Origin of the sequence: Entomomonas moraniae (genome assembly GCF_003991975.1) — a bacterium.
GTDB classification, from domain to species: domain Bacteria; phylum Pseudomonadota; class Gammaproteobacteria; order Pseudomonadales; family Pseudomonadaceae; genus Entomomonas; species Entomomonas moraniae.
Map to the genome: position 1 here is coordinate 2,367,961 of NZ_CP029822.1, position 25,747 is coordinate 2,393,707.

The window sequence follows — 25,747 nt, forward strand, 5'->3', positions numbered from 1 at the left end:
TGAGCTTATGAAACTTAAGTTTAAAATTCAAGCTTACCAAACTCAAGCCGTTAATGCGGTAGTTGAGTGTTTTGCAGGCCAACCTTTTCAAGATAGAATTTCTTATTTAATTGATAAAGGACGAGTCAAGCAACATAGTTTAGGACTTAACCAAGATGGTTTTAAAAATGCTGAGCTTATTTTAAGTGAGCAACAACTACTAGACAATATTAAAAAAATTCAATACCACCAAAACCTACCTATGGCTGATGAGCTGGCTAAAGATAAAATTGCGCCTATTAATTTAACTGTTGAAATGGAAACAGGTACAGGCAAGACCTATTGTTATATTAAAACTTTGTTTGAGCTGAATAAGCGCTATGGTTGGAGTAAGTTTATTATTGTAGTACCCAGTGTTGCTATTAGAGAGGGTGTTTATAAATCACTACAAATTACTGCTGAACATTTTTTAGAAAGCTATGGTAAAAAAGTACGCTTTTTTATTTATAACTCTAGCCGATTACATCAAATAGAAAGTTATTCGTCTGAGGCGGGTATTAATGTAATGGTTATTAATATGCAAGCCTTTAATGCCACAGGCAAAGATAACCGTAAAATTTATGAAGAGTTAGATGATTTTCAATCTCGCAAACCTATAGATGTAATTAGTGCTAATCGTCCCATTATTATCCTAGATGAACCACAAAAAATGATGGGCTCTAGTACTTTAAAATCATTAGAAAAATTTAAACCTTTAATGGTATTACGTTATTCAGCCACTCATAAAAAGGATTATAACAAAGTTTATCGTCTTGATGCGTTAGATGCTTATAATCAGAAGCTAGTGAAAAAAATATCCCCTAGAGGTGTCGAAGTCAAAGGTTTAGCAGGTACTTCTGCTTATCTTTATTTAGAAGCGATAGAAATTTCTACCCAATCCCCTGTAGCTAGAGTAGAAATGGAAATTAAGCAAAAAAATGTTATCAAACGCATTACTAAAAAGTTATCTAAAGGCGATAATCTCTACGATTTATCTAATGGTTTGGATCAGTACAAGGGATTTATTGTTAATAATGTTAACTATAATACAGATATAGTGGATTTTACTAATGGCCATATACTATCTGCTGGGCAAGCAACAGGTGATATTACAGAGGAAACTATTAGACGTATTCAAATTAGAGAAACAATTAGGGCACACCTTGAGAAAGAAAGGAGTTTATATGGGCAAGGCATTAAAGTACTATCTCTCTTCTTTATTGATGAGGTGATTAAATATCGTGATTACAGCCAAACTGATGAAAAAGGTGATTATGCTCGTGTATTTGAAGAGGAATATCAACAATTAAAAGATGAGTTTTTAAGTGAGTTAACATTAGACACCGAAGCTTATAAAAACTACTTAGAAAAGACTAAACCAGAAAAAACTCATCAAGGCTATTTTGCTATTGATAAGAAATCCAAGCGCCTAACTGACCCCAATATGCTAAAGCGTGGAGAAGAAAAAGGCTTGTCTGATGATGTAGATGCCTATAACCTTATTTTAAAGGATAAGGAACGTTTACTTTCTTTAGATGAACCCGTTAGATTTATTTTCTCTCACTCTGCTTTAAGAGAGGGTTGGGACAACCCAAACGTGTTTGTTATCTGTATGCTAAAACACCCAGAAACAAGTAATGTTATCTCTCGCCGTCAAGAGGTAGGGCGTGGTTTAAGACTGGCAGTTAATCAGGATGGAGAAAGACAAGACCACCCAGCCACTGTGCATGATATTAACGTATTAACTGTGATTGCTAATGAAAGTTATAAAGACTTTGTGGCTAATTTACAAAAAGAAATAGGTGATTCTCTTTCTGATAGGCCTAAAAAAGCCAATGAAGCCTACTTTCTTAATAAGGTTATAGAAACACCAGAGGGCGAACAAGCTATCGATAATACAATGGCCAGAAAGATATATAAATATCTACTGAAAAACGACTATATAAGTGATGATGATAGCATTACCCCTAAATATCATGAAGATAAAGCAAGTGGTAATTTAGCTGTTATGCCAGAAGACTTATTAGTATATCAAGAGCAATTATTTAGCTTAATTGATGCAGTTTATAGCCAAGAAAGTCTACCTAGCTTTGAAGATGGCCGTAAGACTAAGGTTAATCCTCTTAATGCTAATTTCCATAAAAAAGAATTCCAAGATTTGTGGCAAAAAATTAATCATAAAGCTGTCTATAAAGTAGCCTTTGATTCCAACGAGTTAATTCATAAAGCCATTAACACACTAGATAAAGAACTTAATGTCACAAAATTAAAATACTATTTGCAATCGGGTATTCAAAAAGATTTTTTGACAGATACAGAGCTAAAAGAAGGAAAAAGCTTTGATCAAATCCAGACTTCGGTGGAGATGTATGATGCCTCTGTTTATTCCAAAGTTAAGTATGACTTAGTGGGCAAGTTAGCTGAAGCTACTCAATTAAAAAGAGCTACTATTGTCGCGGTATTAACAGGTATCCAAAAAGTAACCTTTGAGCAATTTAAACATAATCCTGAGCATTTTATAACGGAGGTTGCTCGTATAATTAATGAGCAAAAAGCCACTACTATTATTGAACATCTAAGTTATGACCTAACTGAGCAAAAATATAGTGCCGATATTTTTACGGCTAGCCAAACTAAACAAGACTTTAGCCAAGCAACAGAAAAACTCAAACACCATATCTACGACTATTTAGTCTCACAATCTAATATTGAGAAAGCATTTGCCAAAGAATTAGACACGAGCAATGAAGTAATTGTTTATGCAAAACTACCTAATGGTTTTGTCATTCCTACTCCTTTAGGCAATTATAACCCAGACTGGGCAATTGCTTTCAAAGAAGGATCTGTTAAGCACATTTTCTTTATTGCTGAAACAAAAGGTTCAATGTCCACTATGCAGTTAAATACAGTTGAAGAAATTAAGATAAATTGTGCCTATCGTTTCTTCGAGCGATTAAATACACAAATAAAAGATGAAAAAGTAAAATATCATGTGGTTAAAACCTATGAAAACTTAATTGATTTAGTAATTAGCTAAGATTAGATAGAGGTGTCCTCACTTTAATGGAATATTTTATTAAACTATTTAGCTCATTTACTTTTAAACCGAATATGCAAAGCTTACAAAAAGCATTAAGCGACAATAATCAGAGCTATTAAGTAGTTTATAAAGATCATCCGTTCTAGCAAGGGGCATCATGGCGCAGGTATCGCCTTGATTGGCGGCCTGTTCGAACCAGTAGGCGGCTTCTTTAGTCATCATGGAGTTTAGGCGTTCTATACAGTCACCTAGGTAATATTGTGATTCGCTATCACCTGCTTTTGCCGCGAGTTCTAATAAAGGTGCTGGCTTTTCACATAACCCTTGTTGATAGAGTATTTCACCTTGTTTTTTTGCCTGTTGTTGTCCAGGGGTTAAAGCATTGGCTAGGCCAATAGTTAAGGTGAGTAGCCCTAAAAGAAGAAGTTTGTTAAGTAGGTTATTCATCTTTTTCTGTTCCTGTGTATTTCCACACATCAAAATAGATAGATTGTTGTTCCATGCCGCTGATGATGGGTTGAAATTCTTTAACACGCACACATTTACCGTGCATATGTTTATTAAGCTTTTCTATAGCGAGATCAAATCTTAATTTAACTCTTTCGTAAATTTCTTCTCTTAAATTAGAAGAAAAACTCATAAAATTATTCAGTCTGGCTAAGTTTTCACAATAGGTTGTTTTGGGTTTATCCGCCCGATAGCCTAAAATATTCATACGCGCTAAAGACTTCTCGAATAACAGTTGCGCGGTATTGGGTTGAGTGCTGCTAAAATCCGTCAACCCTTCGGTGATCCATGTCAACAAATTACTGATCGCCTGCTGCTGTAAGCCCGTGATCCTTGGGCTGCGTCTACGTATAGACGGAAAATCCCATTCGGTTTGAATCTCTGTTAAGCTAAACAGTAACGGCCCAAATGATTCAGGGGGTAATAGTTTAACCCACGGTTTTAGTTTTTTCTCATTTTCAATTAATGTGATGCGTTCTGCTATTTTATCGACATTTCCTACCCCTGTCACGGTTTTGTAGATTTCCATCAGTTCGGGCAGGGTTCTACTGACCCAGAAAATAGGCGAGCCAAACATCACAAATAAAGAGCAGGCGGTGGTAAGGTATTCAAAAGCACTTTGGTCTACGAACTCAAGCTTTTTGTATTGGGCATCTTTTAAGATCAAGCAGAGCATGGTTAGGAGGATGTCGGCGAGGGAGTCGTAATCGATCTCAAACGCAATATTGCCGCTGGCACCTACGCCCCAAATCAGTTTGGCTTTCATGTAGAAGTAGAACTTGCCGCCTAATAAGCCAAAGCCAAATTCTGCCGTCCAGCCTGCACCTGCCGCTACCGCAGCAGAGACTTCAAGGCGGCTAACAATGCGGTAGTTAAATTTTCGTTTTCGGTTTATTTGCACGGTTTCTGCAAAGTTTCTCAGGTCGACAGGGGGTAGCCAGCGAAGCTCACCTAATAGTTTTATTCCCGCTTGTACGCCTAAAAAGATATCAACTTTGGCGTTAAGTTGTTTGGAGGAGGCTTTGTAGGCACTGCTTAGGCTAAATTGGCTTTTGTTAACACCAAGGCTTAGGTCACCGCCTAGCATTAGGCTTGCCCCTGCAAAGCCCCATGCTTTTGCAACAAAGTTGATGAAGAATTCGCCAAGGTGTACGGTTTTTTGTTGGTTGTCTTTGTCGGTGTAGGTGATATCAAACTCTCTTAATGTACTGCCTTCGGGAGGGAAGGTAATATCCAGTAAGGTGACTTCGCCCTTAAGGGGGGCTACCATGATTTTGGTTTCAACACTGGTGATAGTAGCAGTTGCCAGTTGTGATTTGGGTTTTACACCGATATTGTGCGTTTGTTTCTGTTTTAGGGTTTGGTTGGTGTTGTCTATTGCTTCGTCATCCTCCTCTGAAGCCCCCAGTTTTAGGGAGGGGCCAGAGCTTTCAAACTTGGTGGCTAGCATTTTTGGGTCAAGGGTAAGTGAACGTACTAATGCTGCGCCCGGTGAGGTATCAAATAGCATGATATTGTGAATCACTTCGCTTGAGAAGATGATTTTTTGTAGTTTTTCACCCCATGTTTTTTGGGTGGCTTCATCGCTTAGGGTTTCAACTTGGAGGTTTTCTTGTTTTAAGTAGTCAAAAAATGCAACGTAGGAAAATATGCTCATGTTGCTGTTTTTGTCTTTGTAGAACCATTTTTTTTCGTCAATGGCAATGGGTTTTGCTTGGTTTTCTTTAAGAAAACGCTCAAAAAGTTCTATTTCGTTGTCGTTGTCGTTAAGGCTGGCAACTTCACCTTTGGTTAGGAGGTTGGTGAGGTCTTCTTCAATACGCTCTGATAATGCCGCGATGGATAAATGGGCAAGCCCTAAAGATTCATTGCCTTTTTTTGGGGTTGAGTATTCTTGCAGGGGGTTGACGGCTTTGAAGAGGAATTCAACCGGTTCAAGCTTGAATTGTTCTGGCTCCCATACACAGAACATAGGCACGGGGGAGTCGGTTATTTTTTTTCGGCTATTTTGCGTTTATCGATGATTTGATCGTTAATCTTGAGTATTTCGAGTATGTCTTTCTCAAAGGTGTCTGTGGGTACTAGGCTTGCTTTATTGCCTAGGGCTTCTCGCCAACTTTTGAATTCGCTTTCGAGTTCATTTTGTTTGTCTTCTTTTTTTTCGACTAGGTTTAAGTAGGCTAGAAAGTCTTTGATCCCTGTTTGGGTATCTTGGGGGCAAAAGGCATACTCAGGCACAGCTATCCCTAGATCAGCCAGTTTGTTGATGAGGTTGATATGGTTAGCAAGTTTCCCGTTCATGCTGTTTTGTTTGTATTTTAGGTATTCTAAATATGCGGTAAAACCGACAATTTCACCATTGTAAGTGGTGCTTTGGGCATCGTATGATTGTTTGGTGTAGTTTTCAATCAGGGCTTGGTAGTAGGTAATAGCGGTGAAGATATTTTCGTATTTATCACCCTTGATTGTTTTGATGCTTTCTATGCTTTCAGTATAATCAGTAAGGTATTTTTTTACATCAACTTGTGCTTTGCTGTAAACTTTATCGCCTGAAATAACATAACCTTTTGTACGTGCGCGTTGTATGGCAAGTGTTCTTAATTCAAGTACTCTCGTAGAAGCTTTCGGTAAGTCAGATGCTAACATTTCACTTTGAGCAACACCTGCTCGATTGAAAAAGCCTTCTTCATTAATCTTTCTTTGTTGTTCCTCCATCACATCATGAACTATCTTTTGTTGTTCTTTATATTCTTTTTGTTCAGCATCGGTTAGAAAGCTGAACATGTCTGGCGTAAGAAAGAGTTCTGTTATTTTATATTTACTGAGTGCCTCTAAACGCTGCTCTGGCACATTGAGGGTAATTGCTTTGTTAAAATCATTGGCTGCTTTGCCGAGGGAGTCTGCCGTTGTTTTATTGATTAGCCAGAAGCATCTTTTTTGGGGTAGGTAGATGATGTCGTAGAATTTTTTGTTTGTACTACACCCCGTATCTTTACAAGCCACTATGCGGTCACGTACAGGCTTGGTAGCATTCACCGCATCTTGTAATGCCACGGTAATGGCGTTTGCTGTTTGATAAGCAAAACCAACAAGGTTTTCTGTATCTGTTGTTGCTTTTGGAGGTTGGTTAGTCGTTATTTTATCGCCATTAGCCATTGCTTTGTTCCTTCATCATTTGTTCTATTTGATCTATTTTTTCATAGTCTAATAGATCAGCATTAAATTGGACGCATCTATTAGATTAAAAGTAGTTTTCGGACAGATATGCGCGCGTAATAAAAATACATGCGAGATTATCCCGTATGTAAACCAGCAAGCAAGAGGGTTAGTTTCGCTCAAAAAAGAGCAATACCTACAGGTGGCCATCGGTCATTTTGGCATGATGCATTGTTCAGTAATAGATAACTCCTCAGATGTGAGGAGGCTAAAAATTCCAGTTTTGCTAAAGGTAACTACTACGGAAAACTACGGTTGTAAAATAATATTTATAAGCTAAAAACTACTAGGTAAAACCAGTCATTGAAATTGTTATTTATTGGTCAGCAGAACCTGAGAAAACCTGACATTAAAAATGCAATCCAAGTTTGGTTTTTGCTTTTAAAACAACATGATCCATTGTTGGATTATCTGTAGAGGTAAAGAGTTTTGCGACCAGTACGCGCGCGCACGCGAGGCAAGCATAAAAAATGAATTTTCGTACACGTTAGAGGTTAATTTTCCGACATCGTAAAGAGGGTTTTGCGAGTCCCTAAAAAGGATAGTATTTACAGATTAAAGTTAAATCTTAACTGAATGGCAGTTTTGTCAAAAAAGCTTTAACTACGAAACTTTCGTACATAATCCAAAGATGGTTTTAGTAACGTATTAGCGAAGTCAATTTGGGCTTGGCTAAATAATCAAAGAAGATAACAATAAATGCAACTCAGCAAAGAGTTTAATTACAACACTTTTGTAGTAATAATTAGTTAGTGCTTTAAGGCTCTCAATATCTCATTTAAAGCAATTAAATCAAAAACTATAACTTGTATTAACTGTCAAATAAAGCCTATTAGATCGCAAAATAGAAAGAGATAGGGAGGGGGTAGGTAAATGTTCAAAGCAAAATACTTGTTGACCGCCCCCTCAGTCTTTCTTTTACAACCGCGAAATAAAAAGTTAAGCATTTTTTTCAAAACCAAGTATGTTGTCAAATGTTGACATTAAAAACGTGATTAATGGCATTTAGTAACTAAGAAAAAGCAGAGATAACGTAGAGTTTTTACAACAATACGCGCGCGTAAGAACAAATAAAATAGCAAACTGTTTTGAAGGTTTTTTAGTCACTTCCAATCAAATATTTTTTATTCTTCTATGATTATTGGATAGCAATGCATATAGCCAAAAGTTAAACACTCAAACTACTAGAGAAAACTTGAGTTTCAAAATGGAATTTATATCCTCTAACTACTACAGAAAACTATAGTTTAAAAATCACTTTAAAATGCTGGTTTTTAGTTTTGAAAGCCCATAAAAAAGACCCATTAATCAACAGGCCTTTTTATAACATATTAACACTACATTTAATTATTTACTTCGATAACGGTTTTGTACCGTTTCTATTAATGCTAACGAGTCACTTCTTAATAACTCACTGGCGAGAACCATTTTTTTAATGGCTTTGGTGGGGAGATTATCGACTTCATTAACGATAGTGGAAAGATCACCCGCTAGATAAATACGTTTAGTGGCGCAATCCAACAAGTTTTTAGCGGGCGCGGTACTGTCAAAGTACAACACATTCATACTCGTACATTGAGATCTTTTAACTAAGGGAACAAATTGAGAACTGCTTTGTGAATCGGTCATTACATAACTCCTGCATCAGAATGAAGCCCCCTTACTATTTTTTAGATTTCAAAAACAAACTAAGGAGGCGGAACTGTACACAGGTTGGCAGACCGAAACAAGAGAATCGGCACACCCCAGAGGGTGTCCCGTATACAGCCCGCCATAAAATGCAGACGAAGCTATTTAGAACATAACTAAAAACTCTAGTTATGTGCTCTTGTTTATGAGCTGCCAAGCCCATCCTGTAGAATTTGCTACAGTGTTTTCATTGTAAAACTAGCCATGCAAAAAGGGCAAGTTATTTTAATTTTAATACCCAATGCTTTTACTAGCATGTAGTGGCTTACAATTACTCTTGATATTAGATAGTTTTGATGATAATTTTATTACCTTAATCTCTTTATGGTTTTTATTGTCCGCACTGTAACGTCGTCTGTGCTTCGTTTGATGGTTTTTTGGTTTTTATAGGGAATTTCTTATGTTTGAAGCCGCTAATTCAACGCATTTTCATTTTACTGTTGAAGGCTTAGAGACGTCAACTAAGTTACAAGTCCTTTCCTTTGAAGCCTTAGAGGCTATTTCTTCGGATTATGCGGTGGAAGTGGTGTTGGTGTGTAACCATTTGCGCTTTGATATTACCAAGCTTTTGTCTAAACCCGCCTTTTTGTCCTTTGATGGTGAGCAGTCCTCAGGCATGCATGGCGTTATTCAGCACGTGCGCCGTGGGGCGATCGGTAAGGATTATGCGTTGTTTCGGGTGGTTCTTACTTCTCAGTTGTCCAGTCTGAAGAACCGTATGAATCAAAAGGTGTTCCGCAAAAAGAGTGTGTCTGAGATTATTTCAGAGGTGCTTACTGAGTATGGCATGGCGGAGGGTTTGGATTTTGAGTTTACCTTGAAAGAAACTTATGAAAAGCGGGAGTATACGACCCAATACGATCAGAGTGATTATGAGTTAATTAATCATTTAGCGGAAAGTGAAGGCATTTTTTATTATTTTACCCATGCTAAAGACCGTCATAAGATTATTTTTGCGGATGCCAATCCGTTTTTTAAGGTGCGGGATGAGGCGATTACCTATAAATCGGATACGGGATTTGTGGCCGATGAGCGTGTCGCTCGGCGCTTCGATATTGCGTTGAGCAGTGTCACCACGCAAACGGCGTTTCGCAATTATAATTTTACTAATATGAAGATTCCCGAAGGCAGTGCCGAGGGGTTGGCCAGTAAAAAGCTCAATGAGGCGTCAGAAATCGCCTTAGAGGCGTATGATTATCCCAGTAGGCATTTGGATGAGGGTGGAGCTAAAAAGCGCGCTAAGATCGAATTAGAGCGTTTTAGGACTAATCAAGTGCTGGCTGAAATGGACAGTGATGTCATCGGGCTGCACGCAGGACTTTTTGTGGAGGTGTCCGATCATCCGTTAGAGGATGTGGGGGATTATTGGTTAATCCAAGAGATACGCCACGCAGGGAAACAGCCGAGTGTGTTGGAGGCAATGGGCGATCAGCACAGTGCACAGGGTAGTCACCAAGGTAGCCAGTTAAACAAGTATTTTGTGTTTCCAATCCATGACGCATTGGAGTTTCCTGTTGGGGAGTTTTCCCAGGGCTATCGTAATGTAACGATTTTATCGCCCAGGGATACTGCTTACCGTCCGCAAAAACTGCATCCTAAGCCTAAAGTATTGGGCGCTCAGACCGCAATTGTGACAGGCGCAGCGGGTGAGGAGATTTATTGTGATGAGTACGGACGAGTAAAAATTCAGTGTCACTGGGATCGTTTGGGGCAGTATAACGAGGACAGTTCTGACTGGGTTCGAGTGCGCACAGGATGGGCGCATAATGGCTATGGGGCGGTGGCTATTCCGCGAGTGGGCATGGAGGTGTTGATTGAGTACGAGGAAGGCGACCCAGATTTTCCGATGATTGTGGGGGCGTTGCATAACGGGGTGAATAAAGTACCTTATGAGTTACCTGCTCATAAAACCAAGAGTGTGTTTAAGACTTCATCCAGTAAAGGCGGTGTCGGTTCGAATGAGTTTAGGATTGAGGACAAGGCAGGGGAAGAACAAATCTTTGTCCAAGCGCAGCGTGATTTTGACCAATTAACAAAACATAACCATACGGTACAGGTGAATAATAACAGCCATTTGCAAGTGAATAACGAGCATTCACAAACCATCAAGGCCAATCGTTATACCCACAATAAAGCGGAAGAACATAGGTTAACGGACCAAGACCGCAAAACACAGGTGATGTTAAACGATTACAAAGAAGTTGGACTTTCAGAGCATAAAACCATTGGAACGAGTACCACTACCCAGGCAGGGCAAGAAATTCATTTGAAGGCAGGTGGGCAAATAGTGATTGATGGTGGCTTGTCTTTGACGCTTAAGGCAGGAGGTCAGCATATTGTGTTAAATCCTGCGGGAATTTGGATGACCATGCCTGTGTGGACGGGGGGTGTGCCGATGGTGGGGACACCGGCTGTGCCTGTGGCCATTACAGGCAAAGAGAAAGCTGTCCCTGCTACTTTTTCACCTGTTCCCGTGTTAAATGCACGTAAAACAATAGCGTCGCGTTCTTCTCTTTGCCCTCTGGCTAGCCAATTGGTTTATGAAAACAATGCGCAGAGGCTTGAGCAAGAGGTTGAAGGAACTGAATATTTTTATCAACAGTTGACGCTGATGACAGAAGCAGGTGAAGTATTAGATAACCAATCTTATATTCTTAAGCTAGAAAATGGCGAGACTATACAAGGTGTATCTGATGAGAAAGGAAAGACTAAATACGTTAAAGTAAAAGATAATCAAACAATGGAGGTTTTTATATAAATGGCCTTTAAAATAAAAAAAACAATTACCTGTTTGAGACGTCTGCGCACTCAAAACGTTGAAGTTAATGTAGTTCATAGAGCAGGCTTTATTAATTTTAATGAAGAGGGGGTAAATGACGAGCTAGCAGATTATATCGATGGAATTAATGAAGCGGCACAAATTGATGGCACTGGGAGAGCCAATGATTATACAATTGTAAACCAAGAAGATACGGGGCTTTGCGGTCCTGCTGCATTTTTTTATTGTTTATTAAAAGAAAGTTTTAGAACTTATAAAAGAGTAGTTGATAATTTAAGGGAAGACGGAGTAGCAGATATAGGTAGGCTACGTATTAAACCAAGTAGATCCTGTAGGCATTCTAGACCTGGGGAGATTGGAGATATAAATCAAATAAACTGGATGACTCTAATGGGGCTAAGAGAAACCTCAAATAATTTTATTGAAGTAGACGAGCATCATCATGGGAATCTTGCAGGAGTAACGACACCTAGTAGAATTCTTGAATGGTTTGAGAAAGCAGGCGCCAATACATTTTTTTATGATATGCCAACTCTTGGTCTACGATGGTCCTTCAGTGAAGTTCAGCTAACTCAAACAATCGAAAAATTTCTTGAGATGCAGCAAAATCATCCAAATAACTTTCATGCCGTTGCGTTTATACATGGTAGCTATTTAGATCGACTATATAGAAAAAAGGATGTCGTAGATCTTAATCCTATAAATAATAATCATTATAGAGTTAATAACGAAGGTGTAGGCCGTTTTAGAACTAATAATGAAGCACGTGCAGATCATTTTGTTGTCGTTGAGGAGCTGACGCTTAATAATGAAGAGATTAGCTACACTTTTATTAGTTGGGGAGCTAGAATTCGTAGGATTGAATCAATAGAAAATTTTAGGAAGATGTTTAAAGGGATAATGATCGTTTCAAGAATTCCCGCTGCACTCAACCCTCCTCCGAATCAGATAGTAGCTAACCCACTCCAACCAAGAGGGAATGATGGACATCGTGAACTGGATTAGTAAACAGCAAAAAAATAACCGTCAATGTTATTTGATTTTAGATAGTACAGCAGAACCTAATCCGATAAAAACATGGTTTAGTCAAAAGCCCACACAAATAGATACCATTGCTTGTTTATATAAGAATACGGAGCTTGCCTCGTTAGAAGAAGTTAGTCCGTGGTTTATTTTGTTGGATAAGACGCAGCAAGCGCAGATAAAACCCTTTGTAGAGCACCCAGAGCAAAACTGGGGTTATTTTGTGTGTATGGATAACCAATACAGCTTACAAGATTTGGTTAGTCACTGGCACGATCGAATGATTATTGAAGAAGAGCCCAGAGCATTATACCGCTTTCAAGATAATCGTATTATCATTCGTCATCTTAGCCAACTGACAGAACAACAAATCCCCTTATTACTCGGTCCTATTAACAGTGTTATGGCTTGGAATGATGAACAAAAACAATGGCAAGAATTCATAAATAACGATCCCAAGTTAAGACCTAACCCAATAGAACGCCCTTGGTTAACTATCCCAGAGCCTGAGTCCATTGATAAAGAAATGCGTCAAAAAAATACCATGCGTTGGTTACTTAATAACTACAGTAACAGTGTTTATGCTTCCAATATTTATCCATTGTATGAGTGGGTTGAAGAATCCTTAAATCAAACTGATCAATGGCAATGGCCAACCAAAGAACAACAGCGCTTGTATATTTTACAACGGCTTGATAAAGAGCAACGCGATGATCAGCGTTGGCAGCCTTTGCCTGATGAAACGCCTCAGGCACATTATGAGCGCTGCAAAGCAGTATTTAATAAAGACTTTGAATATAACGAGCTATCAATTGATGCCAGTAAACTATAAAAAATGGTTATATCCATTAGTGACTAAAAGTATTTTTCTACTAGTCTTTGTTTGCTTATTTAATTTCTTAGGTGGTTTACAAGTTTTCGGTGGAAAGCTTTATATCCTAAATCGAATAGAGCAATTTATTTATATCCCAACACTTAAGCACTCAATAGTTGAGTTTGTATCTAGTACCCTATTGTATACATTAATTTCTTCTATTTTAATTACTTTTTTGTGTACTACGATTACATTAAATAAATTACACAAGATTGTTCTGTTAACTAACTTGTTATTAACTATTTTGTTTTCTTTATACGTTAAAGATACTTATCAACTATTACTAGTAAGCACTGGGTTTATATTATTGCTCACCTATATTGGTATGATAATACCAAGTATTTTTGTTTTTAAATATTATGAAGTAAAAAATACAAAAATAATTTCATTAAGTAATGTAATAACGTCTTTATTATCAATAGTTATAGCGAGCGTTATTATCTATTTTATTTTTCATAATGTATTAGTTGCCCTTATCAACTATATACATCTTTGACGGATTTATAATGATGAAAAAGAATAAATATTTAGTTATTTTAGCATTACTGATGATAACTATTATCAGTGGTGGAGTGGTTTATGCCAAAAGAACCACCTACTTTACCTTAACGGGTGAAGTACCTGCCCAAATCAAGCTAGTGCTTAAAGTCCGCTATGAGCCTAAACAAGGAACGGATGAGTGTGTGACCCATAAAAAAATAAAAAGCTATGACATGTACTTAAACCCAGAAACAGCTAGACAAGAGCAAGATTCAACCTATCAGCTCACCCTACCGACTTTTTTAAGGGTTAGTGGATGTTATTTACCAATTCGCTCCATCAATATCGAAGCCCTTGGTAAATACAGAGAGTATATGCTCTATGGCAAGAAATATGATAAAGAAAGTGGCGACCGTTTTGCGGCTGGTATTGGTTTTTATAATGCCCGTGATGAAAAATTATTAGACAAGCAGCCCTTACACTACCGCTCCTTATGCCAATGGACGTTTCGTATCATGCCTGAAGGATTAATAAAAATATTAAACTGTAAAGCGCCGGATGAGCAGTGGAAACTACCAGAGGATAAGTTCAAACAAGGCAAGCTGAATTTTTATTTAGCCAGAAACAACTTGGCAGGACAAATAGTGACGGTGGACTTTAGGTTAAATCCTAAGGAAAAACCTTATTTTGAAGGTTCATGGTTAAAAACGGATCAAGGATGGAGGCTGTGCCAAGAAACAGAAACAACAAGACGGTGTCAAACACCACCGACCTTCTCTACCTTTGAAATGGATGGCAAAACTTGCACGGTTTACCCCAACTGCACGGAACAATAGGAGCGAATAATGGTTGAATGTTTAGAGTGTAATAATCAATGTTGGGTTGAGTTTCAGTTAGTGGATCAGCAAGGTAATGGCAAAGCCTATGGGGGATTGCAGTATTTACTGACAGACAGTGAGGGGACTGTGCATAAGGGGGTATTGGATGGCAGTGGCTCAGCCAAGCATGACGATTTACCCTGTGGTGGTGTAATTTTAAGCTTTGCCGAAAAGTACCGTGGCGGAGAAAAGTTCTATGAGGATTTACTTGATAGAGATGCCTATCCTCTTCCTATCACCCAACTTCAATACGCGGCTGAACAAACAGAATGGCTCACAAAAGATGAATTTGAAGCCGTTGCGGGGTGGCATACCAACTTTAATGACGGTACGATTTACCATCCAGATATTGAAGTTCGGCATTTAGTGGAACATGTGGGCCACTTACCCGTGTTCGGAACGAAATGGCGTAGTAAAATTGAGTTCCCACGTGTGGAGTTTACGTTAGCTTACAATATTAGAGGTTATATTTCGGGGAGTAAAAGACAAAGTATCCCTCAATATGGCATAGGACTTGAAACTAAGAACAAACATGTTTTAGAAGTCAAACCATTAAGGGCTTATCGTCCAGTTTTATCCTTATCTAATGAGTTTTCAAGTCTTAATCTTTACCAACTCAGTATCTTAGGCGCGCTGAGTTATAGAGATTTTGAAGAAGAAATTATTCCTGGCGATTATTTCAAAAATCCTGTTGCTAACGGCTATTTTTATCCTCAAAAGTCGGGCACGGGAATGATTAACAGTATTTTTATCAGCGAGTTAGCCAATCATTATGAGTCAGGTATTTATGGTAAGGCCATCGGTGACCCACAGCGCTTTGGACTTCTATTAGAGGAAGTTCCTTACTCAAAGCGCTTTGAAATAGCCCCTTATGATCCTGAAATCTACTCCGCTAATAAATTATACCAAGAAGCCCTTGATAATCGTCGTGAGATTCCCGACGAGGCTGAAACGCCTAAGAAAATTCATTTTTTTGATGATAAAAATAAAAAGGGAGGGATGGACACCCAAGGATTTATTACCCATTCAGATGAAATCGTGTTGATTTCTATTCGTGGTACACAAGAAACCCAAGATTTTTTTACGGATGCCAAAGCAGTACAGGTGCAAATGGAACAATATCCTGATGGTGTTAGAGGGCATATCGGATTTTATAAGTCATTTAAGGTAATTAGAGGGTTTATCAGTGATTATTTAGATCGTTTTTATTCAGATCAAAAAATCATTGTAGTCGGGCATAGTCTAGGTGGTGCGATTGCTACATTAGCAGCAGATTGGATTAAAAAAATAAGAAAAATAGAGAACACCATTCTCTATACTTTCGGTTCGCCACGAGTAGGAAATACAGAGTTTGTAAAGCAATCGATATTGACACATTATCGTATGGTGGCGGAAAATGACCCGATTCCCAGCGTTCCAGGTGAGTTTTTATCCAATGAAACCCAGTTTAAAATCTATGGGGGCGTTGCAGGTGCAGTTCTGCCTGGCCCACCGGGACAATCTTATCTGATGTCATTTGCTGCATATCTTGGGGTTAAACTGACAGATAACCATGCATCTTCAACCTATCAACATCATGGAGAGTTGAAGCATTTTTCAGTGCTTTCTTTACACTCTGACCCTTTACTATCCGATGTCATCATGTGGAATCCAGGTTGTAAAGGAGCTGTTGTTTGTTCACCTGCCATAGACGCACCCGCAGGTTTACCTCAACGCGCTGATTTTATAGAGCAATTAAAACAGATGAACGATCACTATATGTTTAATAGTTATATTCCATTTTGTTACAGTACTTTTTTAAGATGGAAAAAATCCGTAGATAACAATCAATCTGTAGTTACTAAAGAAGAGGCCGAAACTTTAGAAAAAATATGGCAAGAGTACCAGCGTAAATTAGAAGATGAACAGTGGAAACTAGCTGAATCTAAAAAAGCAATTATTGACTACCAGTATAATAGAGCACTAAATCAAGTGGATCATATTTATTCCCCTAAAAACTCCATGATAGACTACAATTCTAAAATAGATGAGGCAGAGGGAAACAACAAAAATTATAAAACAGTCATTGCTCAACTAAAAAAAGAAATCGCACGGGTAGAATTAGATCGGGCGAGAATTAAAACTCTAGTTTCGGAAAAAATAACAGTTCAACAACTCTATGGAGCAGATGTTTCTCAAAATAGTGAGATTAACTCAATTTATGAGCACTGGCAAATTAAAGACAATGAATTTGTAAAGAAAAGACCACAAGAGGTGGCTGTTATAAAGAAAATTTAATTCTTATAATTACACCCAAAAGAATACGCCAGAATGAATACAAAAAGCGTATTCTTTTAACTCAAATCTTAATTAAGAAATGCCTATTAAAAATAGTTCAAAACTTAAAAGAATACACTTTCAAAAATAGAGAGAGTAGGATAAAAGTTACCTCTTTTAATTTGCTTGACCGCCCCTCTAGGTATTTTTTTATACCCACGAAATAAAAAAAAGGAATTATATGATTACTAATTAACAACTTTTAAATTTAGGACGAAATTAGGACGGTAATTAAAAAGATGGACTACGAACAAATGATAAAGGAATGTAACTGGTTGATTTAATTGGTCGGGACGGAGTGATTTGAACACTCGACCCCTTGCACCCCATGCAAGTGCGCTACCAAACTGCGCTACGCCCCGACAAACAAGCTTTAAGGGGGAAAATAATACACTAAATTTAATAAAAAAAGTAGCCTTAATATGTATTATTTTTATGTATAATCCGATAAAGAATAATATGTTTTCTAAGTTATGCTTAGATCGCTTATACTGGTATGGTATAAAAATAAGTTTATTAACATGCAATGGGAGGCAGTATGCAATTAAAAAAATTACTCGTCGTTGTAGATGAAAAACACAATCGACACCCTGCATTGAAAAGAGCCGTATGTCTTGCAAAGCAATCTTCTGCAACATTAGAGATTCTATTGGTCAATTATGAGTCTTCTTTTGATGGTTTTTTATCATTTAGTAAAGAGAAAAAAGCTGAAAAAGACTCCTATTTAGCAAACAAAAAAAAATGGCTTGATAGTCTAGTCCAACCAATAAAAGAACAAGGCATAACCGTAAATACAACCGTTCGTTGGAACAAGGTTTATTATAAAGAAATTCTTATCTTTGCTGACGAGATTAAACCTGACATTATTTTTAAAAGCGCTTATTCAGAAAATATGATAAAGCGCCTATTTATCACCAATAGTTCCTGGCAATTGATACGTAACTGCAAATACCCATTATGGTTAGTACAGCACAGTGACTGGGATAATAACAATATATGCGTTGCTCTAGACCCATTGCATACTTCAGATAAACCGGCTTATTTAGATAATGAGCTCATCTCTATATCACAAGCGCTCAGTAAAGTACTTAATATCTCTGCTGATTATTTGCATAGTTATGCGGCCATGCCAAAACCTCAGCTTTTCGGCGGCGAACAGTCGGAAGCTTACGAACAGTATTTTAAAGGATTTGTTAAAGAGCATACAGAAGCCTTTGAAGGACTATTAAGCCATTATCCTGAAATTACTAAAAACCACCAGTTTTTGTTAGAGGGATTTGCAGAAGAAGTCATTCCTAACTTTATTAAACAACACAATATCAGCTTAATGATTATGGGTGCCGTCGCGCGGGGAAGCTTAGATAATCTATTAATAGGTCATACAGCAGAGCGTGTTCTAGAGTCAATAGAATGTGATTTATTAGTTATTCACCCCAAACAACCACCAACGCACGGTGATACAAAATAATATTTACTCCCTGTAATAAACTAAACAAGTTTATTTTTGAACGTAGTTTATAATAGGTAAATACATTAAAAAGCCACAAAAGATAAGAAGGATTTATGGATACTCGTCGTACTAAAATCGTAGCCACATTAGGCCCATCCAGCAACTCACCTGAAATGATAGAGCAACTGATTCTTGCAGGTATAGATGTTGCCCGCTTAAATTTTTCGCATGGCACGCCCGAAGAACATAAAGAACGTGCAATACTTATTCGTCGTTTAGCTAAAAAACATAACCGATTTGTTGGTTTATTAGGTGATCTACAAGGCCCTAAAATTCGTATTGCTAAATTTACAGACAAAAGAATTGAACTAAAGGAAGGAGATACCTTTCGTTTTTCTATCACTCATCCAAGAGACGCAGGAACTAAAGAAGTTATTGGTATTGACTACCCAGATTTAGTTAAAGACTGCAAAAAAGGAGATGAATTATTATTAGATGATGGCCGTGTTGTCATGGCCGTTGACCAAGTAACGAAGGATGAGCTGATTTGTAAAGTCATTGTAGGTGGTCCTTTATCAGATCATAAAGGTATTAATCGTAAAGGTGGTGGTTTAACTGCTCCAGCATTGACTGAAAAAGATAAAGCTGACATTAAACTAGCAGCAGAAATGGAGTTGGAATATATTGCTGTCTCATTCCCTCGCGATGCCTCCGACATGGCTTATGCGCGTCAACTTAAAGAAGAGGCGGGTAGTTCAGCTTGGCTAATTGCAAAAATTGAACGTGCTGAAGCAGTAGTAGATGACGACGCATTGGATGGCCTGATTTTAGCGAGTGATGGCGTAATGGTCGCGCGCGGAGATCTAGGAGTTGAAATAGGCGATGCAGAGTTAGTAGGCATTCAAAAGAAAATTATTCAGCATGCACGCCATAACAATAAGCTTGTCATCACAGCTACACAGATGATGGAGTCAATGATCAATAGTCCAATGCCTACGCGAGCTGAAGTATCTGACGTAGCTAATGCCGTTCTCGATTATACTGACGCGGTAATGTTGTCTGCTGAGAGCGCTGCGGGGAAATATCCACTAGAAGCAGTTAAAGCCATGGCTAGAGTTTGTGTAGGAGCTGAAAGAAATCCTATTACTCGAAAATCAAATCATCGCCTGGGAGAAACCTTTAATCGATGGGATGAGAGTATAGCTCTAGCCGCTATCTATACAGCTAATCACTTTCCTGGAGTTAAAGCAATTATTTGCTTAACAGATAGTGGATACACACCGCTGATTATGTCGCGTATCCGCTCATCTATTCCTATCTATGCATTAACACCTAAACCTGAAACACAGGGTAGAATTACACTAATCAGGGGGGTACAACCAATTCCTTTTGACCCTGCTGCACTACCTGAAGGAAAAGTAAGCCAGGCAGCTGTAGATGAATTAGTTAAACGAGGGGCAGTCAAAGATGGTGATTGGGTAATACTCACTCGAGGAGACAGCTATACCCGCCGTGATGGAACCAATACAATGAAGATTTATCGTGTAGGAGACTTAATTATATAGTCAATCTCAAACACAGAGCTTGGAGTACTGGACACAAGCTCTGTGTTCAGGGTAATCCTCAGATACAAAATTAAAAACCAATGATAACGGTTAATTAAATGATAGAAAACCGATGACTTCATAAGAAACAATTACCAAATTTAAACAAGGACAAGCAAAACCTTCTAATGTAGAGGATAACTTACAAAATACCCTCTCCTCTATACTCTACTACGATCCTAATGATTCAATGGACGATATTTACGATTGCTCAATCTTCAAGCCATCTTCAGCCTATTACTCATATAGACTCAGAAACATTCAACGTTAGCGTATCCGTTTCTACGATCTTAAGTAATGATGCTCCTCATCCTACTTGAGGAACTAACCCCTATCGGCCTAAAACTAAGGCTAGATGCCCAATAATGAAAAAAGGCAGGTGAATACTAGGCCAAAATTAAATAGATAATTCTTTTAATAAATCATTCCCAACTTTTTATTGATGCCAGATACCAATTCAATAATAATAAAGATAGCATATATATACTCAGCTATACTTAGTACTATCCGTTCATTAAAAGTTGCGTTCAGCCGTTGATCTTTTTTATGGCAAAACTAGAAAGGTAATACCAACTATAAACCTTCTCCTTAAATGGTAGGAGAAGATTTAATCACTAATTACCTCTTAGCTTTTACAGTTAGAATAATAACCGCTGACGCTGCTAATGAAACAATGATAAACCAGAAGGCATTATCATATTGCCCACCACTTGAATCAACCAAGTACCCCATAACCGGTGCGGCAACAACACCCGCTAATTGACCTCCAAAATTAACAATACCAGAAGCCGTGCCCATGATATCGGCACTGATGGTATGCATTAAGGTTCCCCAGAAAATACCCATCGCAAAAAACATAAATAAACTAGCTATGCATTGAAAAATAATTGTAAAAGTCAGTCCTTCTGCCTTGAACATAAAATAAAGAAATAAAGCTGCTATAATGCTTCCAGCCATATAGAAAAAGTTGCGCGCAGCTAAAAACTTGTCTGACACATAACCACCTAACACAGTACCTAATGCCCCAAATAAATAAGGCACAGAACCCCATATACCTATTTGACCAAGAGTTAGTTCTCTAACATCCTTTAAGTAACTTGGAAGCCATGTCGTAAAACCCCAAAAAGTAATATCGAACAAAAACCAAATTAAGGCTAATTGCCATAACTCTACTCGTTTCAAAACTTGAGTAAAAGGAACTGATTTTATAGTTTCTTTTTCATTCGTAAGAACTGACTGCTGTTTTTCATCCTCTTCTAACTCTTTAATTTCTTCAGGCGTAATAATAGGGCAATCTCTATAATTATCGCGGCAATAGTAACGAATACCAAAAGCAACCAAGATACCAGGAATACCTAATAATATGAATACCCAACGCCATCCCAATAATGAAATAATCGCAGCGGTGACTAACGTGGCAACTGCAGGTCCTAAAGTATTAACAGTTGATTGTATGGCTGTTGCACGGCCTCTTTCTTTTATTGGAAAATAGGTAGAAATACACTTCCATGACGACGCAGGAAATGAACCTTCACCGATCCCAAATAAGAAGCGCACCACTAACATAACACCAAAAGCAGGAAGAATACCAATATTAAAAACCAATCCTGTAAGTGAGGTAAATATTGACCACCAGACAATAGCAATAAACATGACCTTTCTAGGGCCAAACTTATCAGCTAAAAAGCCACCAGGAATTTGAAAACTAGCATAACTAATAAAAAATGCAGAAATAATCCAGCCTTGTGTTGCTTTATCAAGATGGAATTCTTCTCCAATATAGGGTAAAGAAACACTCATTAACATTCTGTCTAAAAAAGACATTAACCACGCCAACCAAGTGAATGTTAATATAGTATATCGTGCTTTCCATTTTCTCGATTGAGGCGATATAACTGAAGTGCTACTCATCCTTCCCCCTATTAAAAAACAATGCCTAAGGAACTAATTCAATTTAACTTCCTCAGATATATTAATAATTTACAACATCCATTTGTTATAAGATCTGACTCTCAGTTTGAGTATTTTTCACTACACTGTCAAGTTAAGTAAAGCTATAACAGATAAAAAACTTTCGTCCTAAAAAACTGAATATACTAAACTTAGACAGTATGAGTTTCATCTTAATCGATAAATAAATTAATCTAAGTATAAGATATAAAAAAGCCCTGCTAGCAATAGCAGGGCTTTTATGTTTGAAGCTTGAGGATGACCTACTCTCACATGGGGAAACCCCACACTACCATTGGCGATGCATCGTTTCACTACTGAGTTCGGGATGGGATCAGGTGGTTCCAATGCTCTATTGTCCTCAAGCAATTCTTTATGGGATAAGGTGTTTGGATAGTTAACCTTACGCCCCAAATCAGATATGCTTGTAAGTATTCACTTACGCGTTGAAGTTGATTAATTAGTTTAAAGTCTATTTCTGTGCTTCGGCAAACGAACTCATTTGCTCACTTTCGACTTATTTGCTTGATTCTTTGAGTCTAACTAAATAACTTGGGGTTATATAGTCAAGCCTCTCGGGCAATTAGTATTGGTTAGCTCAACGCCTCACAGCGCTTACACACCCAACCTATCAACGTTGTAGTCTTCAACGGCCCTTTAGGGGGATTAAATCCCCAGTGAGATCTCATCTTGAGGCAAGTTTCCCGCTTAGATGCTTTCAGCGGTTATCTCTTCCGAACATAGCTACCCGGCAATGCCACTGGCGTGACAACCGGAACACCAGAGGTTCGTCCACTCCGGTCCTCTCGTACTAGGAGCAGCCCCTCTCAAATCTCAAACGTCCACGGCAGATAGGGACCGAACTGTCTCACGACGTTCTAAACCCAGCTCGCGTACCACTTTAAATGGCGAACAGCCATACCCTTGGGACCGGCTTCAGCCCAGGATGTGATGAGCCGACATCGAGGTGCCAAACACCGCCGTCGATATGAACTCTTGGGCGGTATCAGCCTGTTATCCCCGGAGTACCTTTTATCCGTTGAGCGATGGCCCTTCCATACAGAACCACCGGATCACTAAGACCTACTTTCGTACCTGCTCGACTTGTCTGTCTCGCAGTCAAGCGCGCTTTTGCCTTTATACTCTTAGCGTGATTTCCGACCACGCCGAGCGCACCTTCGTACTCCTCCGTTACTCTTTAGGAGGAGACCGCCCCAGTCAAACTGCCCACCATACACTGTCCTCAACCCGGATAACGGGTCAGAGTTAGAACCTCAAAATTGTCAGGGTGGTATTTCAAGGTTGGCTCCACTGAAACTAGCGTCTCAGCTTCAAAGCCTCCCACCTATCCTACACAGACAAGTTCAAAGTCCAGTGCAAAGCTACAGTAAAGGTTCACGGGGTCTTTCCGTCTAGCCGCGGATACACTGCATCTTCACAGCGATTTCAATTTCACTGAGTCTCGGGTGGAGACAGCGCCGCCATCATTACGCCATTCGTGCAGGTCGGAACTTACCCGACAAGGAATTTCGCTACCTTAGGACCGTTATAGTTACGGCCGCCGTTTACCGGGGCTTCGATCAAGAGCTTCGCGTTAGCTAACCCCATCAATTAACCTTCCGGCACCGGGCAGGCGTCACACCCTATACGTCCACTTTCGTGTTTGCAGAGTGCTGTGTTTTTAATAAACAGTTGCAGCGGCCTGGTATCTTCGACTGGCTTCAGCTCCATCCGCAGGGACTTCACCTACACACCAGCGCACCTTCTCCCGAAGTTACGGTGCCATTTTGCCTAGTTCCTTCACCCGAGTTCTCTCAAGCGCCTTGGTATTCTCTACCTGACCACCTGTGTCGGTTTGGGGTACGGTTCCTAGTAACATAAGTTTAGAAGCTTTTCTTGGAAGCATGGCATCTATCACTCCCTAATTCAGAGAATTAGGTCGTCATCAGTTCTCAGTAATAATCTCCCGGATTTACCTAAGAGATCTACCTACAGCCTTTCAAGTGGACAACCAACGCCACTCTGACATAGCCTTCTCCGTCCCTCCATCACTGTTACTAGAAGTATAGGAATATTAACCTATTTTCCATCGACTACGCTTTTCAGCCTCGCCTTAGGAGCCGACTAACCCTGCTTCGATTAACGTATCGCAGGAAACCTTGGTCTTTCGGCGTGGATGTTTTTCACACCCATTATCGTTACTCATGTCAGCATTCGCACTTGTGATATCTCCAGCAAACTTCTCAATTCACCTTCACAGACTTACACAACGCTCCTCTACCGCTCATACATAGTATGAACCCGTAGCTTCGGTGGATAGTTTGAGCCCCGTTACATCTTCCGCGCAGGCCGACTCGACTAGTGAGCTATTACGCTTTCTTTAAAGGATGGCTGCTTCTAAGCCAACCTCCTAGCTGTCTATGCCTTCCCACATCGTTTCCCACTTAACTATCACTTTGGGACCTTAGCTGACGGTCTGGGTTGTTTCCCTTTTCACGACGGACGTTAGCACCCGCCGTGTGTCTCCCGTACTGAAACTTTCTGGTATTCGGAGTTTGCATCGGGTTGGTAAGTCGGGATGACCCCTAGCCGAAACAGTGCTCTACCCCAGAAGTTATATACGAGGCGCTACCTAAATAGCTTTCGAGGAGAACCAGCTATCTCCAAGCTTGATTAGCCTTTCACTCCGATCCACAGGTCATCCGCTAACTTTTCAACGGTAGTCGGTTCGGTCCTCCAGTCAGTGTTACCTAACCTTCAACCTGCCCATGGATAGATCGCTTGGTTTCGGGTCTATACACAGCAACTAAACGCCCTATTAAGACTCGCTTTCGCTACGCCTCCCCTATTCGGTTAAGCTTGCTACTGCATATAAGTCGCTGACCCATTATACAAAAGGTACGCAGTCACAGAACAAGTCTGCTCCCACTGCTTGTACGCATACGGTTTCAGGTTCTATTTCACTCCCCTACTCGGGGTTCTTTTCGCCTTTCCCTCACGGTACTGGTTCACTATCGGTCAGTCAGTAGTATTTAGCCTTGGAGGATGGTCCCCCATCTTCAGTCAAGGTTTCTCGTGCCCCGACCTACTTTTTGTGCACTTAGATTCATTAATGTATTTTCGTGTACGGGATTATCACCCTCTATGATTGGCTTTCCCACGCCATTCCACTAATATCACTAACTTCTGAGCACTGGCTCCTCCCGTTCGCTCGCCACTACTTGGGGAATCTCGGTTGATTTCTTTTCCTCAGGGTACTTAGATGTTTCAGTTCCCCTGGTTCGCTTCTCAACACCTATGTATTCAGTGTTGGATAACTGAGGTTCTCTCAGTTGGGTTTCCCCATTCAGACATTTACGGATCATAGCTTTGTACCCAGCTCCCCGTAACTTTTCGCAGGTATCACGTCTTTCTTCGCCTCTGACTGCCAAGGCATCCGCCGTATGCGCTTATTCACTTGACTATATAACCCTAAATTATCTAGAGCTACACAACCAAAGAATTAAACTTTTTTCGCCGAAAACTTGCGCTTGAGTTCGCAAGATTTTCACCTTAGCATTAGTAATTAGACCAGTAATTACTAATTAATCTTTACTTCTTTGCATATCTAATTTGTTAAAGAACAGTCTAACTTTAGAAGTTAGAAGGTAACTCTCTTTCTTTCAAAAGAATTAGCTTCTAATCTCTAGATTCTGGTGGAGCCAAGGAGGATCGAACTCCTGACCTCCTGCGTGCAAAGCAGGCGCTCTCCCAGCTGAGCTATGGCCCCATTCATTTGGTGGGTCTGGTAGGACTTGAACCTACGACCCCACGCTTATCAAGCGTGTGCTCTAACCAGCTGAGCTACAGACCCTAATCTGTCGACTTCTCAGGCCTTAGCCCAATCTTGTTCTCTTCAATATAAATCAAGTAATTCGTGTGGG

13 protein-coding genes, 3 tRNA genes and 2 rRNA genes are annotated in these 25,747 nt (G+C 39.3%); 8 read left to right on the plus strand and 10 right to left on the minus strand.

Features of this window, described 5'->3' with window-relative positions; translation table 11 throughout:
* Window positions 1–7 precede the first annotated feature (7 nt).
* On the plus strand, window positions 8–3,055 hold the full coding sequence (locus DM558_RS11055; protein ID WP_127164062.1) for a type III restriction-modification system endonuclease: 3,048 nt from the start codon (window positions 8–10) through the stop codon (window positions 3,053–3,055).
* A gap of 63 nt (window positions 3,056–3,118) precedes the next feature.
* Here DM558_RS11055 and DM558_RS11060 read toward each other — a convergent pair whose 3' ends face one another.
* From DM558_RS11060 to DM558_RS11075, 4 genes are all read right to left on the minus strand, one after another.
* Window positions 3,119–3,505, minus strand: coding sequence for an SEL1-like repeat protein (locus tag DM558_RS11060; protein WP_127164063.1), 387 nt, complete (start codon window positions 3,503–3,505; stop codon window positions 3,119–3,121).
* Window positions 3,498–5,537, minus strand: coding sequence for a hypothetical protein (locus DM558_RS11065; protein WP_127164064.1), 2,040 nt, complete (start codon window positions 5,535–5,537; stop codon window positions 3,498–3,500). The genes DM558_RS11060 and DM558_RS11065 overlap by 8 nt, the downstream gene beginning before the upstream one ends.
* Window positions 5,538–5,554: 17 nt before the next feature.
* Entirely contained in the window at window positions 5,555–6,721 is a 1,167-nt protein-coding gene (locus tag DM558_RS11070; protein WP_127164065.1) for a hypothetical protein, read from the minus strand.
* Window positions 6,722–8,128: 1,407 nt separating this feature from the next.
* Window positions 8,129–8,410, minus strand: a complete 282-nt coding sequence (locus DM558_RS11075; RefSeq protein WP_127164066.1) for a hypothetical protein — start codon at window positions 8,408–8,410, stop codon at window positions 8,129–8,131.
* 460 nt (window positions 8,411–8,870) lie between these two features.
* Here DM558_RS11075 and tssI point away from each other — a divergent pair, with 460 nt between their 5' ends.
* The 5 genes from tssI (at window position 8,871) to DM558_RS11100 (ending at window position 16,781) form a co-directional block, all read left to right on the plus strand.
* Window positions 8,871–11,228 (plus strand): type VI secretion system Vgr family protein, encoded by a 2,358-nt coding sequence (gene tssI, locus DM558_RS11080; protein ID WP_127164067.1) that lies wholly within the window; start codon window positions 8,871–8,873, stop codon window positions 11,226–11,228.
* The gene (locus DM558_RS11085; RefSeq protein WP_127164068.1) at window positions 11,229–12,254 is read left to right on the plus strand and encodes a hypothetical protein; all 1,026 of its coding nucleotides are present in this window, start codon (window positions 11,229–11,231) and stop codon (window positions 12,252–12,254) included.
* Entirely contained in the window at window positions 12,229–13,104 is an 876-nt protein-coding gene (locus tag DM558_RS11090; protein ID WP_127164069.1) for a DUF4123 domain-containing protein, read from the plus strand. Before DM558_RS11085 ends, DM558_RS11090 begins: the two co-directional genes overlap by 26 nt.
* Before the next feature lie 548 nt (window positions 13,105–13,652).
* Window positions 13,653–14,462 carry a hypothetical protein gene (locus tag DM558_RS11095; RefSeq protein WP_127164070.1) on the plus strand — a complete coding sequence of 270 codons (810 nt, stop codon included), beginning with the start codon at window positions 13,653–13,655 and terminating at the stop codon, window positions 14,460–14,462.
* A 9-nt stretch (window positions 14,463–14,471) separates the two neighbouring features.
* Window positions 14,472–16,781 carry a lipase family protein gene (locus tag DM558_RS11100; protein ID WP_127164071.1) on the plus strand — a complete coding sequence of 770 codons (2,310 nt, stop codon included), beginning with the start codon at window positions 14,472–14,474 and terminating at the stop codon, window positions 16,779–16,781.
* A 324-nt stretch (window positions 16,782–17,105) separates the two neighbouring features.
* On the opposite strand, the gene DM558_RS11105 is transcribed toward DM558_RS11100, so the two are convergent.
* Window positions 17,106–17,182, minus strand: a tRNA-Pro gene (locus DM558_RS11105).
* 176 nt (window positions 17,183–17,358) lie between these two features.
* Between DM558_RS11105 and DM558_RS11110 the strand changes: the two genes are divergently transcribed.
* Together DM558_RS11110 and pyk are read left to right on the plus strand one after the other, a co-directional pair.
* The gene (locus tag DM558_RS11110) at window positions 17,359–18,288 is read left to right on the plus strand and encodes a universal stress protein (protein ID WP_164731448.1); all 930 of its coding nucleotides are present in this window, start codon (window positions 17,359–17,361) and stop codon (window positions 18,286–18,288) included.
* A gap of 95 nt (window positions 18,289–18,383) precedes the next feature.
* Window positions 18,384–19,835, plus strand: a complete 1,452-nt coding sequence (gene pyk / locus DM558_RS11115; RefSeq protein WP_127164073.1) for a pyruvate kinase — start codon at window positions 18,384–18,386, stop codon at window positions 19,833–19,835.
* A gap of 657 nt (window positions 19,836–20,492) precedes the next feature.
* Here pyk and DM558_RS11120 read toward each other — a convergent pair.
* The 5 genes from DM558_RS11120 to DM558_RS11140 form a co-directional block, all read right to left on the minus strand.
* Window positions 20,493–21,785, minus strand: a complete 1,293-nt coding sequence (locus tag DM558_RS11120) for an MFS transporter (protein ID WP_127164074.1) — start codon at window positions 21,783–21,785, stop codon at window positions 20,493–20,495.
* Between the two features lie 289 nt (window positions 21,786–22,074).
* Window positions 22,075–22,190, minus strand: a 5S ribosomal RNA gene (gene rrf, locus DM558_RS11125).
* A gap of 196 nt (window positions 22,191–22,386) precedes the next feature.
* Window positions 22,387–25,287, minus strand: a 23S ribosomal RNA gene (locus DM558_RS11130).
* A 230-nt stretch (window positions 25,288–25,517) separates the two neighbouring features.
* Window positions 25,518–25,593: transfer RNA gene (locus DM558_RS11135), tRNA-Ala, on the minus strand.
* Between the two features lie 7 nt (window positions 25,594–25,600).
* Window positions 25,601–25,677, minus strand: a tRNA-Ile gene (locus DM558_RS11140).
* Window positions 25,678–25,747 lie beyond the last annotated feature (70 nt).